This is a genomic window from Pseudomonas sp. EB271-G4-1 (assembly GCF_058791355.1).
Genome location: NZ_JBYTEO010000001.1, coordinates 22,334 through 39,537 on the forward strand (window position 1 = coordinate 22,334; position 17,204 = coordinate 39,537).

A 17,204-nucleotide genomic window follows, 5' to 3' on the forward strand; every position below is an offset into this window, starting at 1 on the left:
CCGTTTTCCTGTAGGAGCGAGCATGCTCGCGAAGATCTCACAGACGCCGCGGGGTGTCAGGCTTGCCGCGTTATCGTTGACCATCATCGCGAGCATGCTCGCTCCTACACGTTTACTTCTGCGACTCGTGCATGACGTGCCAGACGTCCTTCATTTTGTCGCCTTTCATGTCTCCAGGTTTTTCGTCCTTCACAAAGGTATAAAGTGGTTTGCCGTCATAAGCCCACTGCATCGTGCCGTCATCGCGTTTGATTGGCGTAAATTTGCCCTCGGCCTTGGCGCCCGCCGGTGCCATCATCGGCGGCCAATTCTTGGCACAATCACCATTACACATCGACTTGCCACCCTCGTCCTTGTCGAATGTGTACACCGTCATGCCTTTATGGTCGACCATCATGCCGCCTTTCATCATCGCCGGTTCATCGGCAAAGGCCATGCTCGGCAGCGTTAGCGCAGCAGTCACCAGCAAAGCCTTCCAGGATTGAGCAATGTGTTTCATGGAAACCTTCCGTTTGTGGTTGTCAGGATTCGGACTTAGAGCTTAGCCCAGGTTCATGACAATCGCCGGGTGACTAAAATACTGTCACACGACTGCAATAATTCCGTTATCTAATGCGGCGCAAGACAGTTAAATGACAAGAGGATTAAGGCATGGTTGGCAGGAGCATTCTGATCGTCGACGACGAAGCGCCCATTCGCGAAATGATCGCCGTTGCGTTGGAAATGGCCGGCTACGACTGCATGGAGGCGGAGAACTCCCAGCAGGCCCACGCCATTATCGTCGACCGCAAACCGGACCTGATCCTGCTTGACTGGATGCTGCCCGGCACGTCCGGCATCGAGCTGGCCCGCCGCCTCAAGCGCGACGAGCTGACCGGGGATATCCCGATCATCATGCTCACCGCCAAGGGCGAAGAAGACAACAAGATCCAGGGCCTGGAAGTCGGCGCCGATGACTACATCACCAAGCCCTTTTCCCCGCGTGAGCTGGTCGCACGCCTCAAGGCCGTGCTACGCCGTGCCGGCCCCTCCGATGGCGAAGCACCGATCGAAGTCGGCGGCCTGCTGCTGGACCCGATTGGCCACCGCGTGACCATCGACGGCAAACCGGCAGAAATGGGACCGACTGAGTACCGTCTGTTGCAGTTCTTCATGACCCACCAGGAACGCGCCTACACCCGTGGCCAGTTGCTGGATCAGGTCTGGGGCGGCAATGTGTATGTCGAGGAGCGCACCGTGGATGTGCACATCCGGCGCCTGCGCAAAGCCCTCGGCGATGCCTACGAAAACCTGGTACAAACCGTGCGCGGCACCGGTTACCGCTTTTCAACAAAAGCGTGACCCGGATTTCCCCGTTTTAGAAGTAGACAAGGACGCGCTTTCAAGTGAACCAAAACTGGCATGGCACCCTGATTCGCCACATGCTGCTGCTGGTCACCGCCTGCCTGGTGATCGGCCTGATCACCGGCTACTACGGCTGGAGCCTCGCCGCGGGGCTTGGGGTTTACCTGGCCTGGACCCTCAAGCAACTGCTACGCCTGCACGAATGGCTACGCCTGCACAAACCCGATGAAGCACCTCCCGATGGCTACGGCCTGTGGGGCGAGGTGTTCGACAGCATCTACCATCTGCAACGTCGCGACCAACGCGTTCGCGGGCGCCTGCAAGCGGTCATCGACCGGGTCCAGGAATCCACCGCTGCCTTGAAAGACGCGGTGGTCATGCTCGACAGCGACGGCAATCTGGAATGGTGGAACCGTGCCGCTGAAACCCTGCTGGGCCTCAAGACCCCGCAGGACAGCGGCCAGCCGGTGACCAACCTGGTACGCCATCCGCGCTTCAAGGAATACTTCGAGCAGGACAGCTACGCCGAACCGCTGGAAATCCCTTCGCCGACCAACGACCGGATGCGCATCCAGTTGTACATCACCCGTTACGGCAACAATGAGCACCTGATGCTGGTGCGCGACGTGACCCGTATCCATCAGCTGGAACAGATGCGCAAAGACTTCATCGCCAACGTTTCCCACGAGCTGCGCACGCCGCTGACGGTGATCTGTGGCTACCTGGAAACCCTGCTCGATAACGTCGAGGAAGTGAACCCGCGCTGGACCCGTGCCCTGCAACAGATGCAGCAGCAAGGCGGGCGCATGCAAACCTTGCTCAATGACCTGCTGTTGTTGGCCAAGCTGGAAGCCACCGATTACCCGTCGGACAACCAGCCAGTGGCCATTGATGGCTTGCTGCAGTCGATCAAGGGCGACGCTCAACAGCTGTCGGGCCAGAAGAATCAACAGATCACCCTGGAAGCCGACCCGACGATTCTGCTCAAGGGCAGTGAAGCGGAATTACGCAGCGCGTTTTCCAACCTGGTGTTCAACGCGGTGAAATATACCCCCGCCGAAGGCAGCATCCGCATCCGCTGGTGGGGCGATGAGCAAGGCGCGCACCTGAGCGTACAGGACTCCGGGATCGGCATCGACAGCAAGCACCTGCCGCGCCTGACCGAACGCTTCTACCGCGTCGACTCCAGCCGCAATTCCAACACCGGCGGTACCGGGCTGGGCCTGGCGATCGTCAAGCATGTCCTGCTGCGTCATCGCGCGCGCATGGAAATCAGCAGTGTGCCGGGCCACGGGAGTACATTTACCTGCCACTTTGCACCTGCTCAGGTCAGCAAATCCCGGGTGATCAGCACCGCCGACTGATACCGGCCAGCACACGCCACTAGGCAATTTCACGGTCAGCCGCTACATTGGCTGACTTGTGCCTGCCTTTCAGGTGCACTTTTTTCTTTTCATTCGATTACACGGAACCCGCAAAACTCCATCATGGACCCTTCCCCTGGCTTGACCCTCGCAACAATATTCGCCGACTTCGGCATGATCCTTTTTGCTCTGATCCTGGTTTTGCTCAACGGCTTTTTCGTTGCGGCGGAATTCGCCATGGTCAAATTGCGCTCGACCCGGGTCGAAGCCATCGCTGAGCAGCACGGCTGGCGTGGACACATCCTGCGCACCGTGCACAGTCAGCTCGATGCTTACCTGTCGGCGTGCCAATTGGGTATCACCCTCGCCTCGCTGGGCCTGGGCTGGGTCGGTGAACCTGCGTTCGCGCACCTGCTGGCGCCTGTACTGAGTGCCGTGGGCGTCGATTCGGCCGAAGTGGTCAAGGCCGTGTCGTTCTTCACCGCGTTCTTCATCATTTCGTACCTGCACATCGTGGTCGGCGAACTCGCCCCGAAATCCTGGGCCATCCGCAAACCCGAACTGCTGTCGCTGTGGACCGCCGTGCCGCTGTACCTGTTCTACTGGGCCATGTACCCGGCCATTTACCTGCTCAATGCCAGCGCCAACCAGATCCTGCGCATCGCCGGGCAAGGCGAACCCGGCCCGCACCACGAGCACCATTACAGCCGGGAAGAACTGAAACTGATCCTGCACTCCAGCCGTGGACAGGACCCGAGCGACCAGGGCATGCGCGTACTGGCCTCGGCCGTGGAAATGGGCGAACTGGAAGTGGTCGACTGGGCCAACTCCCGCGAAGACCTGGTGACCCTGGAATTCAACGCGCCACTCAAGGAAATCCTGGCGATGTTCCGTCGCCACAAGTTCAGCCGTTACCCGGTGTACGACAGCGAGCGCCAGGAGTTCGTCGGCCTGCTGCACATCAAGGACCTGCTGCTGGAGCTGGCGGCCCTGGACCACATTCCCGAGTCGTTCAACCTGGCCGAACTGACCCGCCCGCTGGAGCGCGTGTCGCGGCACATGCCGTTGTCGCAGCTGCTGGAGCAGTTCCGCAAGGGCGGCTCGCACTTCGCCGTGGTCGAAGAGGCCGACGGCAACATCATCGGCTACCTGACCATGGAAGACGTGCTGGAAGTGCTGGTGGGCGATATCCAGGATGAACACCGCAAGGCCGAACGCGGCATCCTCGCTTATCAGCCAGGCAAGCTGCTGGTACGGGGCGATACGCCCTTGTTCAAGGTCGAGCGCCTGCTGGGTATCGACCTGGACCACGTTGAAGCCGAAACCCTCGCAGGTTTGGTCTATGAAAGCCTCAAGCGCGTTCCTGAAGAGGAAGAAGTGCTGGAAGTCGAAGGCCTGCGCATCATCATCAAGAAGATGAAGGGACCGAAGATTGTGCTGGCCAAGGTGTTGATGCTCGATTGATGGGCTGATCCAGAGCCGAGTCGATCCCTTCGCGAGCAGGCTCGCTCCCACATTGGAATGCATTTCAAATGTGGGAGCGAGCCTGCTCGCGAAGGCGTCAGATCAGTCAACGCATTATTGTTTGCCCAGCGCGAAGTTGGGTAACGCCCCCATCGGTTGCTTGAACTGGTACGGGATCGACACCAGCCCCATGCCGGTATTGCGCTGCACCACGAAGTGCAGATGCGGCCCGCTGCTGTTGCCGGTATTGCCCGACAGCGCCAGCGGGCTGCCCACGACGACCCGCTGCCCTTCGCGCACGCTGACCGAACCTTTTTGCAGGTGCAGGTACACGCCCATCGTCCCGTCATCATGCAGCACCCGCACGAAATTGCCCGACGGATCGGTACCGCGCCCGGTCTGCCCGTTTTCGGTCTTCACCACGATCCCGCCCCGCGCGGCAATGATCGGCGTGCCTTCCGGCATGGCGATGTCGATGGCGTAGCGATTCCTCGGGCCGAAGTGGCTGTATTGGCCTTCGGCGCCCTGGCTCACGCGAAACGGTCCGCCACGCCAGGGGTACGGGTATCGGTAGGCCACGGCAGCGCCTTCGGGGTCGCCCAGGGAATATTCGAACTTGGGAAGGTAGGCGAGCGGCCGCCCGGCCCTGGTCGGCGTGAGCTGTGCCAGGCGAATGCTGCTTCGCAATGGCATTACCCGACGAATGGGACGACTCGGTGCACCGCTGACGTTGTTCAACCCGGTAAAGCTCAATTCGATTTCGACCGGCGCATACAGGTCATTGCGAACGTAGACGCTGTCCACGCCGTCCTTTTTCATGATCACGAGGTACACCTGACGCTCGAGGTTCTCGACCATGCGATCGCGGAACGTGAACACGCTGGAGCCTTTCGTGGGGCGGTCGCTGTAGGAGACCACGCCACTGGCGTCGGTGGACTTGTAGATGGTCACTGCCATGGCCGAAGTCGAGGCGATGAAAAGACCACAGAAAAACAGTAGGCGCGCGAACATGGGCGGGATTCTGTCGATTCAGGTTTGGGATTGAGCCTAGCAGGCGCAATGGACCTGTGAAGTCGGCAGATGTTCAGATGGATGTACGGTGATTTCGAGGGCCTCTTCGCGAGCAAGCTCGCACCTACAGGTCGGCGCAAACCCTGTGGGAGCGGGCTTGCTCGCGAAGGCGGTCTTAAGCGCCAGGAATGAAATGCTTCTGCGCCGTACCACGAGCGATCAATCGCGAAATGTAGTCGAGTTTCTGCGCATCCTGATCGACAAAGCGGAAGGTCAGCTGCAGCCAGTCGCTGTCGGGTTTGGGCTCGTGGGCCACCACAGCGTGCAGGTAGCCATTGAGGCGGGCCACTTCGGCACTCTCGCCCTGCTCCAGATCCAGTACGGCGCTGTCGAGGACCTGCGGCAGGCTGTCGGTGCGCTTGACCACCAGTAGCGCTTCCTTGAGGCTCAGCGCCTTGATCACGCACGGCTGGATGCCATTGGGCAGCCGCAGCTGACCCTGGCCGCGTCCACCGCCGCCAGTAGCAGCCACCGGAGCCTTGACCGGTGGGCTGTTGAGCAACCCTGGAGATGCTGCCGCGGGCGCCGGGGCACTCACGGCAGGCTTGCCACTGGTCAATGCGTTCAAGGTGTCGTTACCGAACGCCGAGATCGTTTTGGTCGCCGCCACGCTGATCAAGCTGTCGAGTTTGCCGACCTTGTGCAGGGCCTGCTTGACCTTGGTGATCAGTTGCTCGTTGGTGAAGGGTTTGCTGACGTAGCCGGAAACGCCAGCCTGGATCGCCTGGACGACGTTCTCCTTGTCGCCGCGACTGGTCACCATCACGAATGGCATGCCTTTGAGGCTGTCTTGTTCGCGGCACCAGGTCAGCAGCTCCAGGCCGGACATCTCTGGCATTTCCCAGTCGCACAGCACCAGGTCGAATGCCTCCCTGGCCAGCAGCGACTGCGCCTTGCGGCCGTTGACCGCGTCTTCGATGCGCATGCCCGGGAAATAGTTGCGCAGGCATTTCTTCACCAGGTCACGAATGAACGCAGCATCGTCCACGACCAACACACTGACCTTACTCATCCACAACCCCTTTAAAAAATCCCGGCGACCCCCAAACGAAAACGCCCGGCCAATAGGCCGGGCGCTTTAATTGGGCAATCTTACTTATCGTCAGATTTGCCCGGAACATTAGCGGTTTCGCCGCTGGTTCCTTCAACTTCTTCCTTCATGCGCTTGAGGCCCAGGTGACGTACGTCTGTGCCTCGCACCAGGTAAATCACCAGCTCCGAGATATTGCGTGCGTGGTCGCCGATGCGCTCCAGCGAACGCAGTACCCAGATGATGCTCAAGACCCGCGAGATAGAGCGTGGGTCTTCCATCATGTAGGTCGCCAGTTCACGCAGGGCCGTCTTGTACTCACGGTCGATGATCTTGTCGTACTGCGCCACCGACAAGGCCAGGTCGGCGTCAAAACGGGCAAAGGCATCCAGCGCATCACGGACCATGTTGCGCACCTGGTCGCCAATGTGGCGAACCTCGACGTAACCCCGCGGCGCTTCGCCTTCTTCGCACAGCTGGATGGCGCGACGGGCGATCTTGGTCGCTTCGTCACCGATGCGCTCCAGGTCGATCACCGATTTGGAAATGCTGATGATCAAACGCAAGTCGGACGCCGCCGGCTGACGACGGGCCAGGATACGCAGGCATTCTTCGTCGATATTGCGTTCCATCTGGTTGATCTGGTCGTCGATCTCACGCACCTGCTGGGCCAAGCCGGAATCGGCCTCGATCAGCGCGGTGACCGCGTCGTTGACCTGCTTTTCGACCAGCCCGCCCATGGCCAGGAGGTGGCTGCGCACTTCCTCGAGCTCGGCGTTGAACTGCGCGGAAATGTGGTGGGTAAGGCCTTCTTTACTAATCATGTTGGCGTCCTTGGAGCGTCCGGTAAGGTGCGGTGGACCGCAGCGTCAGTTTAGTGAGCAACAACCGCTTACTAGCCATAACGACCGGTGATGTAGTCTTCGGTCTGCTTCTTCGCCGGATTGGTGAACAGGGTATCGGTATCGCCGAATTCCACCAGTTTGCCCATGTACATGAACGCCGTGTAGTCGGAAACCCGCGCGGCCTGTTGCATGTTGTGGGTCACGATGACGATGGTGAACTTGGATTTCAGCTCGTAGATCAGCTCTTCGACTTTCAGCGTCGAGATCGGGTCGAGTGCCGAGCAAGGTTCGTCGAGCAGCAGCACTTCCGGCTCCACGGCGATGGTACGGGCAATCACCAGGCGTTGTTGCTGACCACCGGACAAGCCCAGCGCCGATTCATGCAGACGATCTTTGACTTCGTCCCACAGGGCCGCGCCTTTCAACGCCCACTCAACCGCTTCGTCGAGCACGCGTTTCTTGTTGATGCCCTGGATACGCAGGCCGTAGACCACGTTCTCGTAGATGGTTTTCGGGAACGGGTTCGGCTTCTGGAACACCATGCCGACGCGACGACGCAGCTCGGCCACGTCTTCGCCCTTGCGGTAGATGTTGTTGCCGTAGAGGTTGATCGCGCCTTCGACACGGCAACCGTCCACCAGGTCGTTCATGCGGTTGAAGGTGCGCAGCAGCGTCGACTTGCCGCAGCCGGACGGGCCGATGAAGGCGGTCACGCGCTGTTTCGGGATGTTCATGCTGACGTCGAACAGTGCTTGTTTGTCGCCGTAGAACAGGCTCAGGCCCGGCACTTCGATGGCCACGGTTTCCTGCTCGAGGCTCAGGCTCTGTTTGTCGCGACCCAGGGCCGACATGTTGATGCCGTGGGTATGTGCTTCGTGCTGCATGGGAGGCTCCCTGTGCTAACAAATTCGGTTCAATTTTTGTGGGAGCCAGCCTGCTGGCGAAGGGGCCATCAATGGCGCCAAAAGCTTCGCGAGCAGGCTCGCTCCCACATAGAAATAATTGCTGCTGCTAATCAGCTATCCAGCGCCTTGTACTTCTCGCGCAGGTGGTTACGGATATAAACGGCCGACAGGTTCAACGTCGCGATCACCAGCACCAACAGTAGCGCCGTGGCGTACACCAACGGCCGCGCGGCTTCGACGTTCGGGCTTTGGAAACCGACGTCATAGATGTGGAAGCCCAAGTGCATGATCTTCTGGTCCAGGTGCAGGTAAGGGTAATTACCATCCACCGGCAGCGACGGCGCCAGCTTCACCACACCCACCAGCATCAGCGGCGCCACTTCACCCGCGGCGCGTGCCACGGCGAGGATCATGCCGGTCATCATGGCCGGGCTGGCCATTGGCAATACGATCTTCCACAAGGTTTCCGCCTTGGTCGCGCCGAGGGCCAACGAGCCTTCACGCACGGTGCGAGGAATCCGCGCCAGGCCTTCTTCGGTGGCCACGATCACCACCGGCACCGCCAGCAGCGCCAGGGTCAACGATGCCCACAACAGGCCCGGTGTACCGAAGGTCGGCGCCGGCAAGGCTTCAGGGAAGAACAGGCGGTCGAGTGAGCCACCCAGCACGTAGACGAAGAAGCCCAGCCCGAACACGCCATAGACGATCGCCGGAACGCCCGCCAGGTTGTTCACCGCGATGCGGATCACCCGGGTCAGGGTGTTCTGCTTGGCGTATTCACGCAGGTACACCGCGGCCAGTACGCCGAACGGGGTCACGATCATCGCCATGATCAACGTCATCATCACGGTGCCGAAGATCGCCGGGAAAATCCCGCCTTCGGTGTTCGCTTCACGCGGGTCGTCGCTCAGGAACTCCCAGACCTTGCTGAAGTAGAAACCGATCTTGGTAAAGGTGCCCATGGCGTTCGGCTGGTAGGCGTGAACCACTTTACCGAGGCTGATTTCGATTTCCTTGCCGTTGGCATCGCGGGCAGTAAGGCTGTCGCGGTTGAACTGCGCGTGCAGATCGCCCAGACGGGCCTCGATGTCCTGATAACGGGCATTGAGCTCGGCGCGCTCGGATTCCATGTCCGCTTGCGCAGCGGCGTCGAGCTTGCCGTCCAGTTCCAATTTGCGGCCGTGCAGGCGGATGCGTTCGAGACCGGCGTTGATCGCGCCGATGTCGGACTTCTCCAGGGTCTTGAGCTGGGCAGCCAGCTGATTCACGCGGTTGATCCGCGCCTGCAGCTCGGGCCATGCAGCCTCGCCTTCGGCAATCACCTTGCCGTCCTGTTTGACGTTGACCAGGTAGCCGTAGAAATTGCCCCACTCACGACGCTCAAGCGCCATCAATTCGACCGGCGTTTTCTGATTGGTCAGCCACTCGCCGACGATCCACGTGAAATCGGTGCCGTTCAGGTCACGGTTGCCGACCTTGATCAGCTCGCGGGTCATGAACTCCGGGCCGTCCTCAGGCACCGGCAGGCCGGCACTCTTCAAACGCGCACGTGGCACTTCTTCCTTCTGCACCACTTCGCCGATGACCAAATGATTGGCCTGGCCCGGCACGTCGTAGCTGGCGTGGATCAGGTCCGCCGGCCAGAAGTGACCCAGGCCGCGCACGGCAATCACCGCCAGCAGGCCAATGGTCATGATGACCGCGATGGACACCGCGCCACCGCTGATCCAGACGCCCGGGGCGCCGCTCTTGAACCATCCTTTCAGGGAGTTCTGTTTCACAGACTTCTACCTTTCTTAAAGCGACGAGTATTTCTTGCGCAGACGCTGACGAATCAGTTCCGCGAGGGTGTTCATGACGAAGGTGAACAGCAGCAGCACCAGCGCCGAGAGGAACAGCACGCGGTAGTGGCTGCCGCCGACTTCCGACTCAGGCATTTCCACCGCGACGTTGGCGGCCAGGGTACGCAGGCCTTCGAACAGGTTCATTTCCATGACCGGGGTGTTACCGGTGGCCATCAACACGATCATGGTTTCGCCGACCGCACGACCCATGCCGATCATCAGCGCCGAGAAGATGCCCGGGCTGGCGGTGAGGATCACCACGCGGGTCATGGTCTGCCACGGCGTTGCACCGAGGGCCAGCGAGCCCAGGGTCAGGCCGCGCGGCACGCTGAATACGGCGTCTTCGGCGATGGAGTAGATGTTCGGGATGACTGCGAAGCCCATGGCCAGGCCGACCACCAGGGCGTTGCGCTGGTCGTAGGTGATGCCCAGGTCGTGGGAGATCCACATGCGCATGTCGCCGCCGAAGAACCAGTTCTCCATGAACGGGCTCATGTACAACGACAGCCAGCCGACGAACAGGATCACTGGAATCAGCAGGGCACTTTCCCAGCCGTCAGGGACTTTCAGGCGAATCGATTCCGGCAGTCGGCTGAAGGTGAAACCGGCGACCAGGATGCCGATTGGCAGCAACATCAGCAGGCTGAAGATGCCCGGCAGATGCCCTTCCACATAAGGGGCGAGGAACAGACCGGCGAAGAAACCGAGGATCACCGTCGGCATCGCTTCCATCAGCTCGATCACCGGCTTGACCTTGCGGCGCATGCCCGGAGCCATGAAGTACGCGGTGTAGATCGCCGCGGCGACGGCCAATGGAGCGGCCAGCAGCATGGCGTAGAACGCGGCTTTCAGGGTACCGAAGGTCAGCGGCGACAGGCTCAGCTTGGGTTCGAAGTCGGTGTTGGCGGCGGTCGATTGCCAAACGTATTTAGGCTCGTCGTAGTTCTCGTACCAGACCTTGCTCCACAACGCGCTCCACGATACTTCCGGGTGCGGGTTGTCCAGCAGCAACGGTTGCAGCTTGCCGCCGGCCTCCACGATCACGCGGTTGGCCCGTGGCGACAGACCGAACAAGCCCTGGCCTTCGACCACCTGGTCGACCAGCAGGGTACGGTGTGCGGTGCTGTGGAACACGCCGAGCTTGCCCGAGGCGTCGAGGGCGACGAAGCCCTTGCGGCGCTCTTCGGCGGTGATTTCAACGATGGGCGTGGTGCCCATCTGGAAGGTGCGGATCTGCTTCAGGCGCTGCTCACCATCCGGGTCGCGGGCCATGAACCACTGGGCCAGACCACCTTTGGAGTCGCCAAGGATCAGCGAGATGCCGCCTACGAGCTGGGTACTGGCGGTAATTTCGGCTTCACCGTTTTCCAGCAGTTTGTAGCGACCGTTCAGGCTCTTGTCACGCAAGCTGAAGACGTCGGCCTGGGCACGACCGTTGATCACGTACAGCCACTGCTGACGCGGGTCGACGAAGATGTTCTTCACCGGCTCGGTCATCTGCGGCAGATCGATGCGCTTCTGCTCGCTGGTGATTTCGCCTGTCATCATGTTTTCTTCGCTGGTCAGCGACAAAACATTGAGTTGCGAACCGGTAGAACCCACCAGCATCAGGGTCGAATCGTTGGCGTTGAGGCTGACGTGTTCCAGCGCACCACCCGCCTCGTTCAGCGTGATCGGGGATTCGCCATACGGGTATTCAATGGCTGGCGAGATGGTCTTCTTGCCGTCCGGGTAGCTGACTTTGTAGGTGTGGCGGAACACCATGGCCTGGCCGTTGGACAAGCCCACCGCCACCAGTGGGTGACCTGGCTGGTCGTCACCGATGGACGTCACGCTGGCACCGGCCGGGATCGGCAGATCGACGCGCTTGAGTTCGACACCACTGTCGATGTCGAAGAACAGTGCCTGGCCCTTGTCGGAAACCCGCATCGCGACCTGGTTCTGCTCTTCCAGGGAGATCATCAACGGCTTGCCGGCGTCTTGCATCCAGGCCGGCGTGATGGCGTCCTTGGATGTCAGGCTGGCCCCCTGAAACAGGGGCGCAACGACGTAGGCGAGGAAGAAAAAGATCAGCGTGATCGCGCCGAGAACGGCGAGGCCGCCCACCAGGACGTACCAACGGGTCAGGCGATCCTTGAGCGCGCGGATACGGCGCTTGCGTTGTAGCTCAGGCGTATTGAAATCAATTCGCTTGGGGGGATTTGTAGTCATTGTGGAATTGGCCAGATCATTCATTCGCACACCCTAGCGATCCTGTATGACAGAAAGATGACAGTGCAGTGACGCAACAAATCCGCCGCCCGGTGAAACCGGCAGCGGAGCGAAAAATTTGGGGGTGTTGGAACGCAATTCCGTGGCGAGGGGATAAATCCCCTCACCACACAAGCCCCCCAAAGAGATCCGGGGTTAGCCCCGGATCAGGGTTTTACTTTTTTGCGACTTCGGTACCTTCCTGCAGACCCAGGTCAGCCAGTGCTTTTGCTGCAACCTTGGCTGGCAGCGGGATGTAGCCGTCTTTCACCACGACTTCCTGGCCCTGCTTGGACAGAACCAGCTTCACGAACTCGGCTTCCAGCGGGGCCAGAGGCTTGTTCGGGGCCTTGTTGACGTATACGTACAGGAAGCGGGACAGCGGGTACTTGCCGTTCAGGGCGTTTTCTTCGGTGTCTTCGATGAACTCGCCGCCTTCTTTCTTGGCCAGGGCAACGGTTTTCACGCTGGCAGTCTTGTAGCCGATGCCCGAGTAACCGATACCGTTCAGCGAGGAGCTGATCGACTGCACGACCGAAGCCGAACCTGGCTGTTCGTTGACGTTCGGCTTGAAGTCGCCTTTGCACAGGGCTTCTTCCTTGAAGTAGCCGTAGGTGCCGGATACCGAGTTACGACCGAACAGTTGAAGCGGCTTGTTGGCCAGGTCACCGGTCACGCCCAGATCACCCCAGGTTTTGACGTCGGTCTTGGCGCCGCACAGGCGAGTCGAGGAGAAAATCGCGTCGACTTGAGCCATGGTCAGGCCCTTGATCGGGTTGTCCTTGTGCACGAATACAGCCAAGGCGTCCACGGCAACCGGGATAGCGGTTGGCTTGTAGCCATACTTGGTTTCGAAGGCTTGCAGCTCGTTATCCTTCATCTTGCGGCTCATCGGGCCCAGGTTAGCGGTGCCTTCGGTCAGCGCAGGTGGCGCGGTAGACGAACCGGCGGCCTGAATCTGGATGTTTACGTTCGGGTATTCTTTCTTGTAGTTCTCAGCCCAGAGGGTCATGAGGTTGGCCAGGGTATCGGAACCGACGCTGGACAGGTTGCCCGACACACCAGTGGTCTTGGTGTAGCTCGGGATAGCAGGGTCAACAGCGGCAACCGCGTTGGCAGTCGCAACGCCAGCAGCGACAAAAGTCATTGCCGCCATCAAACGCTTCAGTTTCATGCCTTACTCCTAGCAGATAGGGTGTGTTATTCGGGGCCAAGTATCAGCAGGCCGTGTGAACACTCTATGGCTGAAATATGACAATTGGATGAAAGGCCAGCATCTGCCGACAGATCGTTCCCACGCTCTGCGTGGGAATGCCTCAAGGGACGCTCCGCGTTCCAGCTTTAGGAAGGGCCGCGGAGCGACCTTGGCTGCGTTCCCACGCAGAGCGTGGGAACGATCGGCGGTGAATTAGCGCCCTTTCTTCCAGAGATACGCCCCCACCAAAATCCCGACCCCGCACAGCACCGCCACGTAATACGCCGGTCCCATCGGGCTTTCCTTGAGCAGCAGGCTGACGACCATCGGCGTCAAACCACCGAAAATCGCGTAGGCCACGTTGTACGAGAACGACAGGCCGCTGAAACGCACCACTGGCGGGAACGCCTTGACCATCACGTACGGGACCGCGCCGATGGTGCCCACCAGCAGACCGGTCAGGGCATACAGCGGGAACAACCAGTCGGGATGGTCGGCCAGGCTGTGATAGAACGTCCAGGAACTGGCCAGCAACGCCGTGCATCCGACAACGAACACACGCCCCGCACCAAAGCGATCCGCTAACGCACCGGCAATGATGCAGCCAATGCTCAGGAACACGATTGCCACACTGTTGGACTGCAACGCGGTGGTTGGCGCGAAGTGGTAGACCGTCTGCAGCACGGTCGGGGTCATCAGGATCAACACCACGATGGCGGCGGACAACAGCCAGGTCAGCAGCATCGAAATGGCAATTGCACCGCGATGGTCACGCAGCACCGCGCGCAACGGCACCTCCTCGGCCAGAGCCTTGCGCTGCTGCAGCTCGGCGAACACCGGAGTTTCGTGCAGCCAACGGCGCAGGTACACGGAGAACAGACCGAACACGCCACCGAGCAGGAACGGGATCCGCCAGGCGTAATCCGCCACTTCAACTGGCGTGTAAATGCTGTTGATCGCCGTGGCAACCAGGGAACCCAGCAGGATACCCGCCGTCAGGCCGCTGGTCAGGGTGCCGCAGGCATAGCCGACATGCCGTTGCGGTACGTGTTCAGAAACGAAGACCCAGGCACCCGGCACCTCACCACCAATTGCCGCGCCCTGGATCACCCGCATCAGCAGCAACAGGATCGGCGCCCACATGCCGATCTGTGCATAGGTCGGCAACAGGCCCATGATCAGGGTTGGCACCGCCATCATGAAGATGCTCAGGGTGAACATCTTCTTGCGCCCCAACAGGTCGCCAAAGTGCGCCATCACGATGCCGCCCAGTGGCCGCGCCAGGTAGCCGGCGGCGAAGATGCCAAAAGTCTGCATCAAGCGCAGCCACTCGGGCATGTCCGCCGGGAAGAACAGCTTGCCCACCACCGTGGCGAAGAACACGAAAATGATGAAATCGTAGAACTCCAGCGCGCCGCCCAGGGCCGACAGCGATAGCGTCTTGTAGTCGTTGCGGGTCAGCGGACGTGCGGATGGGGAAGGCTGCGCGATACTCGAGGGCGCTGTGGTCATGGCAAGGGCTTCTCTTATAGTCAGGTCTGCCGCCCCAACAACGCTGGCAAGGGCTCGGGCAGGACCGGCACGATAGCAAATTGTTCGAAAAAGCACATAGAGGCGCGTATTTGATGGGCAAAATGAGAACCGGACGGTCGTATCGGAGTCTATCGACCGATATACTCGCAATTGTGTAATAGCTTGTAAGGGGTTGCTGTGCGAAAACGCCTGTCAGGTTCATAGGCGATTTCGCAGAGTTTCCCTTTAGGCGCCTTACGAAAAACGTGACGAACGCAGTGAGTTCGGGGATGAATCGTTTTTCCAGGACGGCTATTTATCCGCTACACAACGAAGAGTCACGGGTCAGAGGCACCCCCCGCATGATAGAGCTCGAACAAGAAGATCCGATCCCGCAAGGCGACCTGGCCCTGCAAATTACCGCGCTTCCTCGCGAAACCAACGGCTTTGGCGATATTTTCGGCGGCTGGCTGGTGGCGCAGATGGACTTGGCCGGTACTGCGATGGCCAGCAAGGTGGCTGGCGGTCGCGTGGCCACTGTCGCGATCGACCGCATGGCATTCCTGGTTCCGGTCGCAGTGGGCGCCCAGCTCTCCTTCTATACCCAGGCACTGGAAATCGGCCGCAGCTCGATCCAGATGATGGTCGAGGTCTGGAGCGACGATCCACTGTCCAGCGAATGGCGCAAAGTTACCGAAGCGGTGTTTGTGTTCGTCGCCATCGATGGCAGCGGCCGTACTCGTTCGGTTCCGCCCCGGGCACGTTAAAAACGGGCTGCGTTAAACCCGATAAGCGTTTTGCGGTCCATTGCAGTCATTGTTACTGATCGAGAGCTGTCCCATGAGCACGCCCAACGTTGAAGCCGTCAAACTGGATGAACTGAACTGCTGGCGCATCCGCCACGGCCAGGCCGAATTGCTGGTGGCCCAGCAAGGCGCGCACATCCTCAGCTATCAAGTGGCCGGCCAGCCACCGCTGATCTGGCTCAACGACGAGGCCATGTTCAAGGCGGGCAAAAGCATCCGCGCCGGTGTGCCAGTGTGCTGGCCGTGGTTCGGCAACCTGGCGCGCAACCCGCAGAGTGTCCAGGCAATGCGCGTCAGCAGCGAACCCGCCGCCGCTCACGGGCTGGTACGGGCGATCGACTGGGAATTGGGCGGCATCGAGGCCGAGGGCGAAAGCCTGAAGATCGAGTTCCTCTTGCCTTGCCCCGAAGGCGGCTTGCCTGGCTGGCCGCACAAGGTCGACCTGAAGTTGAGCATTCGTCTGGATGAGCAACTGCATATCAGCCTGACCAGTCACAACCAGGGCACCGACACCGTCACGATCAGCCAGGCGCTGCACAGCTATTTCGCCGTCAGTGATGTGCGAAATGTGCATGTCGAAGGGCTGGACGGGCTGAGCTATATCGAGACGCTGGACGACTGGAAAACCGTGACCCAGTCCGGTGACTTGCACTTTACCGGCGAAACCGATCGCATTTACCTCGATACGCCGACCCAGCTCAGCATTGTCGACCCGTCCTGGGAGCGGCGTATCGAGCTCACCAGTTCCGGTTCACGTTCGGCTGTAATCTGGAACCCATGGACCGAACGCGCCGCGGCTTTCAGCGACATGGCCGACGATGGCTGGCAACGCATGCTGTGCATTGAAACGGCAAATGTGATGGGTGATGTGGTGGCTTTGGCTCCGGGGGCCAGTCATACACTCGGCGTGAGTATTGGCAGCAAAGTGCTTTAAGATCAAAAGATCGCGGCCTGCGGCAGCTCCTACACAGATCCCTGTAGGAGCTGCCGCAGGCTGCGATCTTTTTGCTTCACTCGATCACAGGTCCGATTCCTGCACCACCCTCACCTTCGCCGCGTCCAGCGCATACGCCGCATCCGCCAGGTCATTGCTGACCTTCTCGATCTTCAGCGTGCCGGTCACCCACAGCGGCGTGTAGATATCCTCCAGCTTCAAACCCTTGGGATAACGCACCAGCACCAATTGATTGGGTGGCGGCGGCGGTACGTGGATGCAGGCCCCCGGGTATGGCACAAGGAAAAACAAGGTGCTGCGGCCCTTGGCGTCGGACTCCAGCGGTACCGGATAGCCACCGATACGGATTTCCTTGTCGTTCATGGACGCTACGGTCTTGGTCGAATACATCACCGCGGGCAAGCCCTTGCTCTGCTTCATGCCACCTTTTTCAGTGAAGGTGCCATTGGCTTCCGGAGAGTCGTGGTCGATTTCAGGCATGGCCTCGAGGGCTTTCTGGTCCGACTTGGGCATCAGTTCGAGCCAGTCGGTTTCCGGCAGCTCGCCGGCATGGGCAAGGCCCGTACTCAGTAAAACAAGAGTCAGCAGAAGACGTCGCATGAAAATGCCCGGTAGGGTT

At 60.2% G+C, this 17,204-nt stretch carries 15 protein-coding genes; 5 read left to right on the plus strand and 10 right to left on the minus strand.

Annotated elements, in window-relative coordinates:
• Nucleotides 1–112 precede the first annotated feature (112 nt).
• Entirely contained in the window at nucleotides 113–499 is a 387-nt protein-coding gene (locus AC3WWR_RS00130) for a COG4315 family predicted lipoprotein (protein WP_033045501.1), read from the minus strand.
• A 152-nt stretch (nucleotides 500–651) separates the two neighbouring features.
• Here AC3WWR_RS00130 and phoB point away from each other — a divergent pair, with 152 nt between their 5' ends.
• The 3 genes from phoB to AC3WWR_RS00145 all read left to right on the plus strand — a co-directional run bounded on the left by phoB (nucleotide 652) and on the right by AC3WWR_RS00145 (nucleotide 4,172).
• Entirely contained in the window at nucleotides 652–1,341 is a 690-nt protein-coding gene (gene phoB, locus AC3WWR_RS00135) for a phosphate regulon transcriptional regulator PhoB (RefSeq protein ID WP_020797927.1), read from the plus strand.
• Between the two features lie 80 nt (nucleotides 1,342–1,421).
• The gene (phoR, locus tag AC3WWR_RS00140) at nucleotides 1,422–2,708 is read left to right on the plus strand and encodes a phosphate regulon sensor histidine kinase PhoR (RefSeq protein ID WP_218646489.1); all 1,287 of its coding nucleotides are present in this window, start codon (nucleotides 1,422–1,424) and stop codon (nucleotides 2,706–2,708) included.
• 123 nt (nucleotides 2,709–2,831) lie between these two features.
• Nucleotides 2,832–4,172 (plus strand): hemolysin family protein, encoded by a 1,341-nt coding sequence (locus tag AC3WWR_RS00145; protein WP_008064508.1) that lies wholly within the window; start codon nucleotides 2,832–2,834, stop codon nucleotides 4,170–4,172.
• A 114-nt stretch (nucleotides 4,173–4,286) separates the two neighbouring features.
• Here the strand turns inward: AC3WWR_RS00145 and AC3WWR_RS00150 are convergent, their stop codons facing one another.
• The 8 genes from AC3WWR_RS00150 to AC3WWR_RS00185 all read right to left on the minus strand — a co-directional run bounded on the left by AC3WWR_RS00150 (nucleotide 4,287) and on the right by AC3WWR_RS00185 (nucleotide 14,824).
• On the minus strand, nucleotides 4,287–5,183 hold the full coding sequence (locus AC3WWR_RS00150) for a peptidoglycan DD-metalloendopeptidase family protein (protein WP_083349918.1): 897 nt from the start codon (nucleotides 5,181–5,183) through the stop codon (nucleotides 4,287–4,289).
• Between the two features lie 175 nt (nucleotides 5,184–5,358).
• Nucleotides 5,359–6,255, minus strand: a complete 897-nt coding sequence (locus tag AC3WWR_RS00155; protein WP_020797930.1) for a response regulator — start codon at nucleotides 6,253–6,255, stop codon at nucleotides 5,359–5,361.
• A gap of 80 nt (nucleotides 6,256–6,335) precedes the next feature.
• The gene (phoU, locus tag AC3WWR_RS00160) at nucleotides 6,336–7,097 is read right to left on the minus strand and encodes a phosphate signaling complex protein PhoU (RefSeq protein WP_008064514.1); all 762 of its coding nucleotides are present in this window, start codon (nucleotides 7,095–7,097) and stop codon (nucleotides 6,336–6,338) included.
• A gap of 71 nt (nucleotides 7,098–7,168) precedes the next feature.
• Entirely contained in the window at nucleotides 7,169–8,002 is an 834-nt protein-coding gene (gene pstB / locus AC3WWR_RS00165; RefSeq protein ID WP_020797931.1) for a phosphate ABC transporter ATP-binding protein PstB, read from the minus strand.
• 131 nt (nucleotides 8,003–8,133) lie between these two features.
• On the minus strand, nucleotides 8,134–9,804 hold the full coding sequence (gene pstA / locus AC3WWR_RS00170) for a phosphate ABC transporter permease PstA (RefSeq protein WP_020797932.1): 1,671 nt from the start codon (nucleotides 9,802–9,804) through the stop codon (nucleotides 8,134–8,136).
• A gap of 15 nt (nucleotides 9,805–9,819) precedes the next feature.
• Nucleotides 9,820–12,102: an ABC transporter permease subunit gene (locus AC3WWR_RS00175; RefSeq protein WP_033042684.1), complete on the minus strand. Its 2,283-nt coding sequence runs from the start codon at nucleotides 12,100–12,102 to the stop codon at nucleotides 9,820–9,822.
• A 190-nt stretch (nucleotides 12,103–12,292) separates the two neighbouring features.
• Entirely contained in the window at nucleotides 12,293–13,291 is a 999-nt protein-coding gene (locus tag AC3WWR_RS00180) for a phosphate ABC transporter substrate-binding protein PstS (RefSeq protein ID WP_020797934.1), read from the minus strand.
• Nucleotides 13,292–13,525: 234 nt separating this feature from the next.
• A complete protein-coding gene (locus AC3WWR_RS00185) occupies nucleotides 13,526–14,824 on the minus strand; it encodes an MFS transporter (protein WP_020797935.1) in 1,299 nt (432 codons plus the stop codon).
• Nucleotides 14,825–15,186: 362 nt separating this feature from the next.
• On the opposite strand from AC3WWR_RS00185, the gene AC3WWR_RS00190 reads away from it, so the two are divergent.
• Together AC3WWR_RS00190 and AC3WWR_RS00195 are read left to right on the plus strand one after the other, a co-directional pair.
• Nucleotides 15,187–15,591 (plus strand): acyl-CoA thioesterase, encoded by a 405-nt coding sequence (locus AC3WWR_RS00190; RefSeq protein ID WP_007896491.1) that lies wholly within the window; start codon nucleotides 15,187–15,189, stop codon nucleotides 15,589–15,591.
• 73 nt (nucleotides 15,592–15,664) lie between these two features.
• The gene (locus tag AC3WWR_RS00195) at nucleotides 15,665–16,564 is read left to right on the plus strand and encodes a D-hexose-6-phosphate mutarotase (RefSeq protein WP_033043510.1); all 900 of its coding nucleotides are present in this window, start codon (nucleotides 15,665–15,667) and stop codon (nucleotides 16,562–16,564) included.
• 84 nt (nucleotides 16,565–16,648) lie between these two features.
• Here the strand turns inward: AC3WWR_RS00195 and AC3WWR_RS00200 are convergent, their stop codons facing one another.
• A complete protein-coding gene (locus AC3WWR_RS00200; protein ID WP_020797937.1) occupies nucleotides 16,649–17,185 on the minus strand; it encodes a DUF3299 domain-containing protein in 537 nt (178 codons plus the stop codon).
• Nucleotides 17,186–17,204 lie beyond the last annotated feature (19 nt).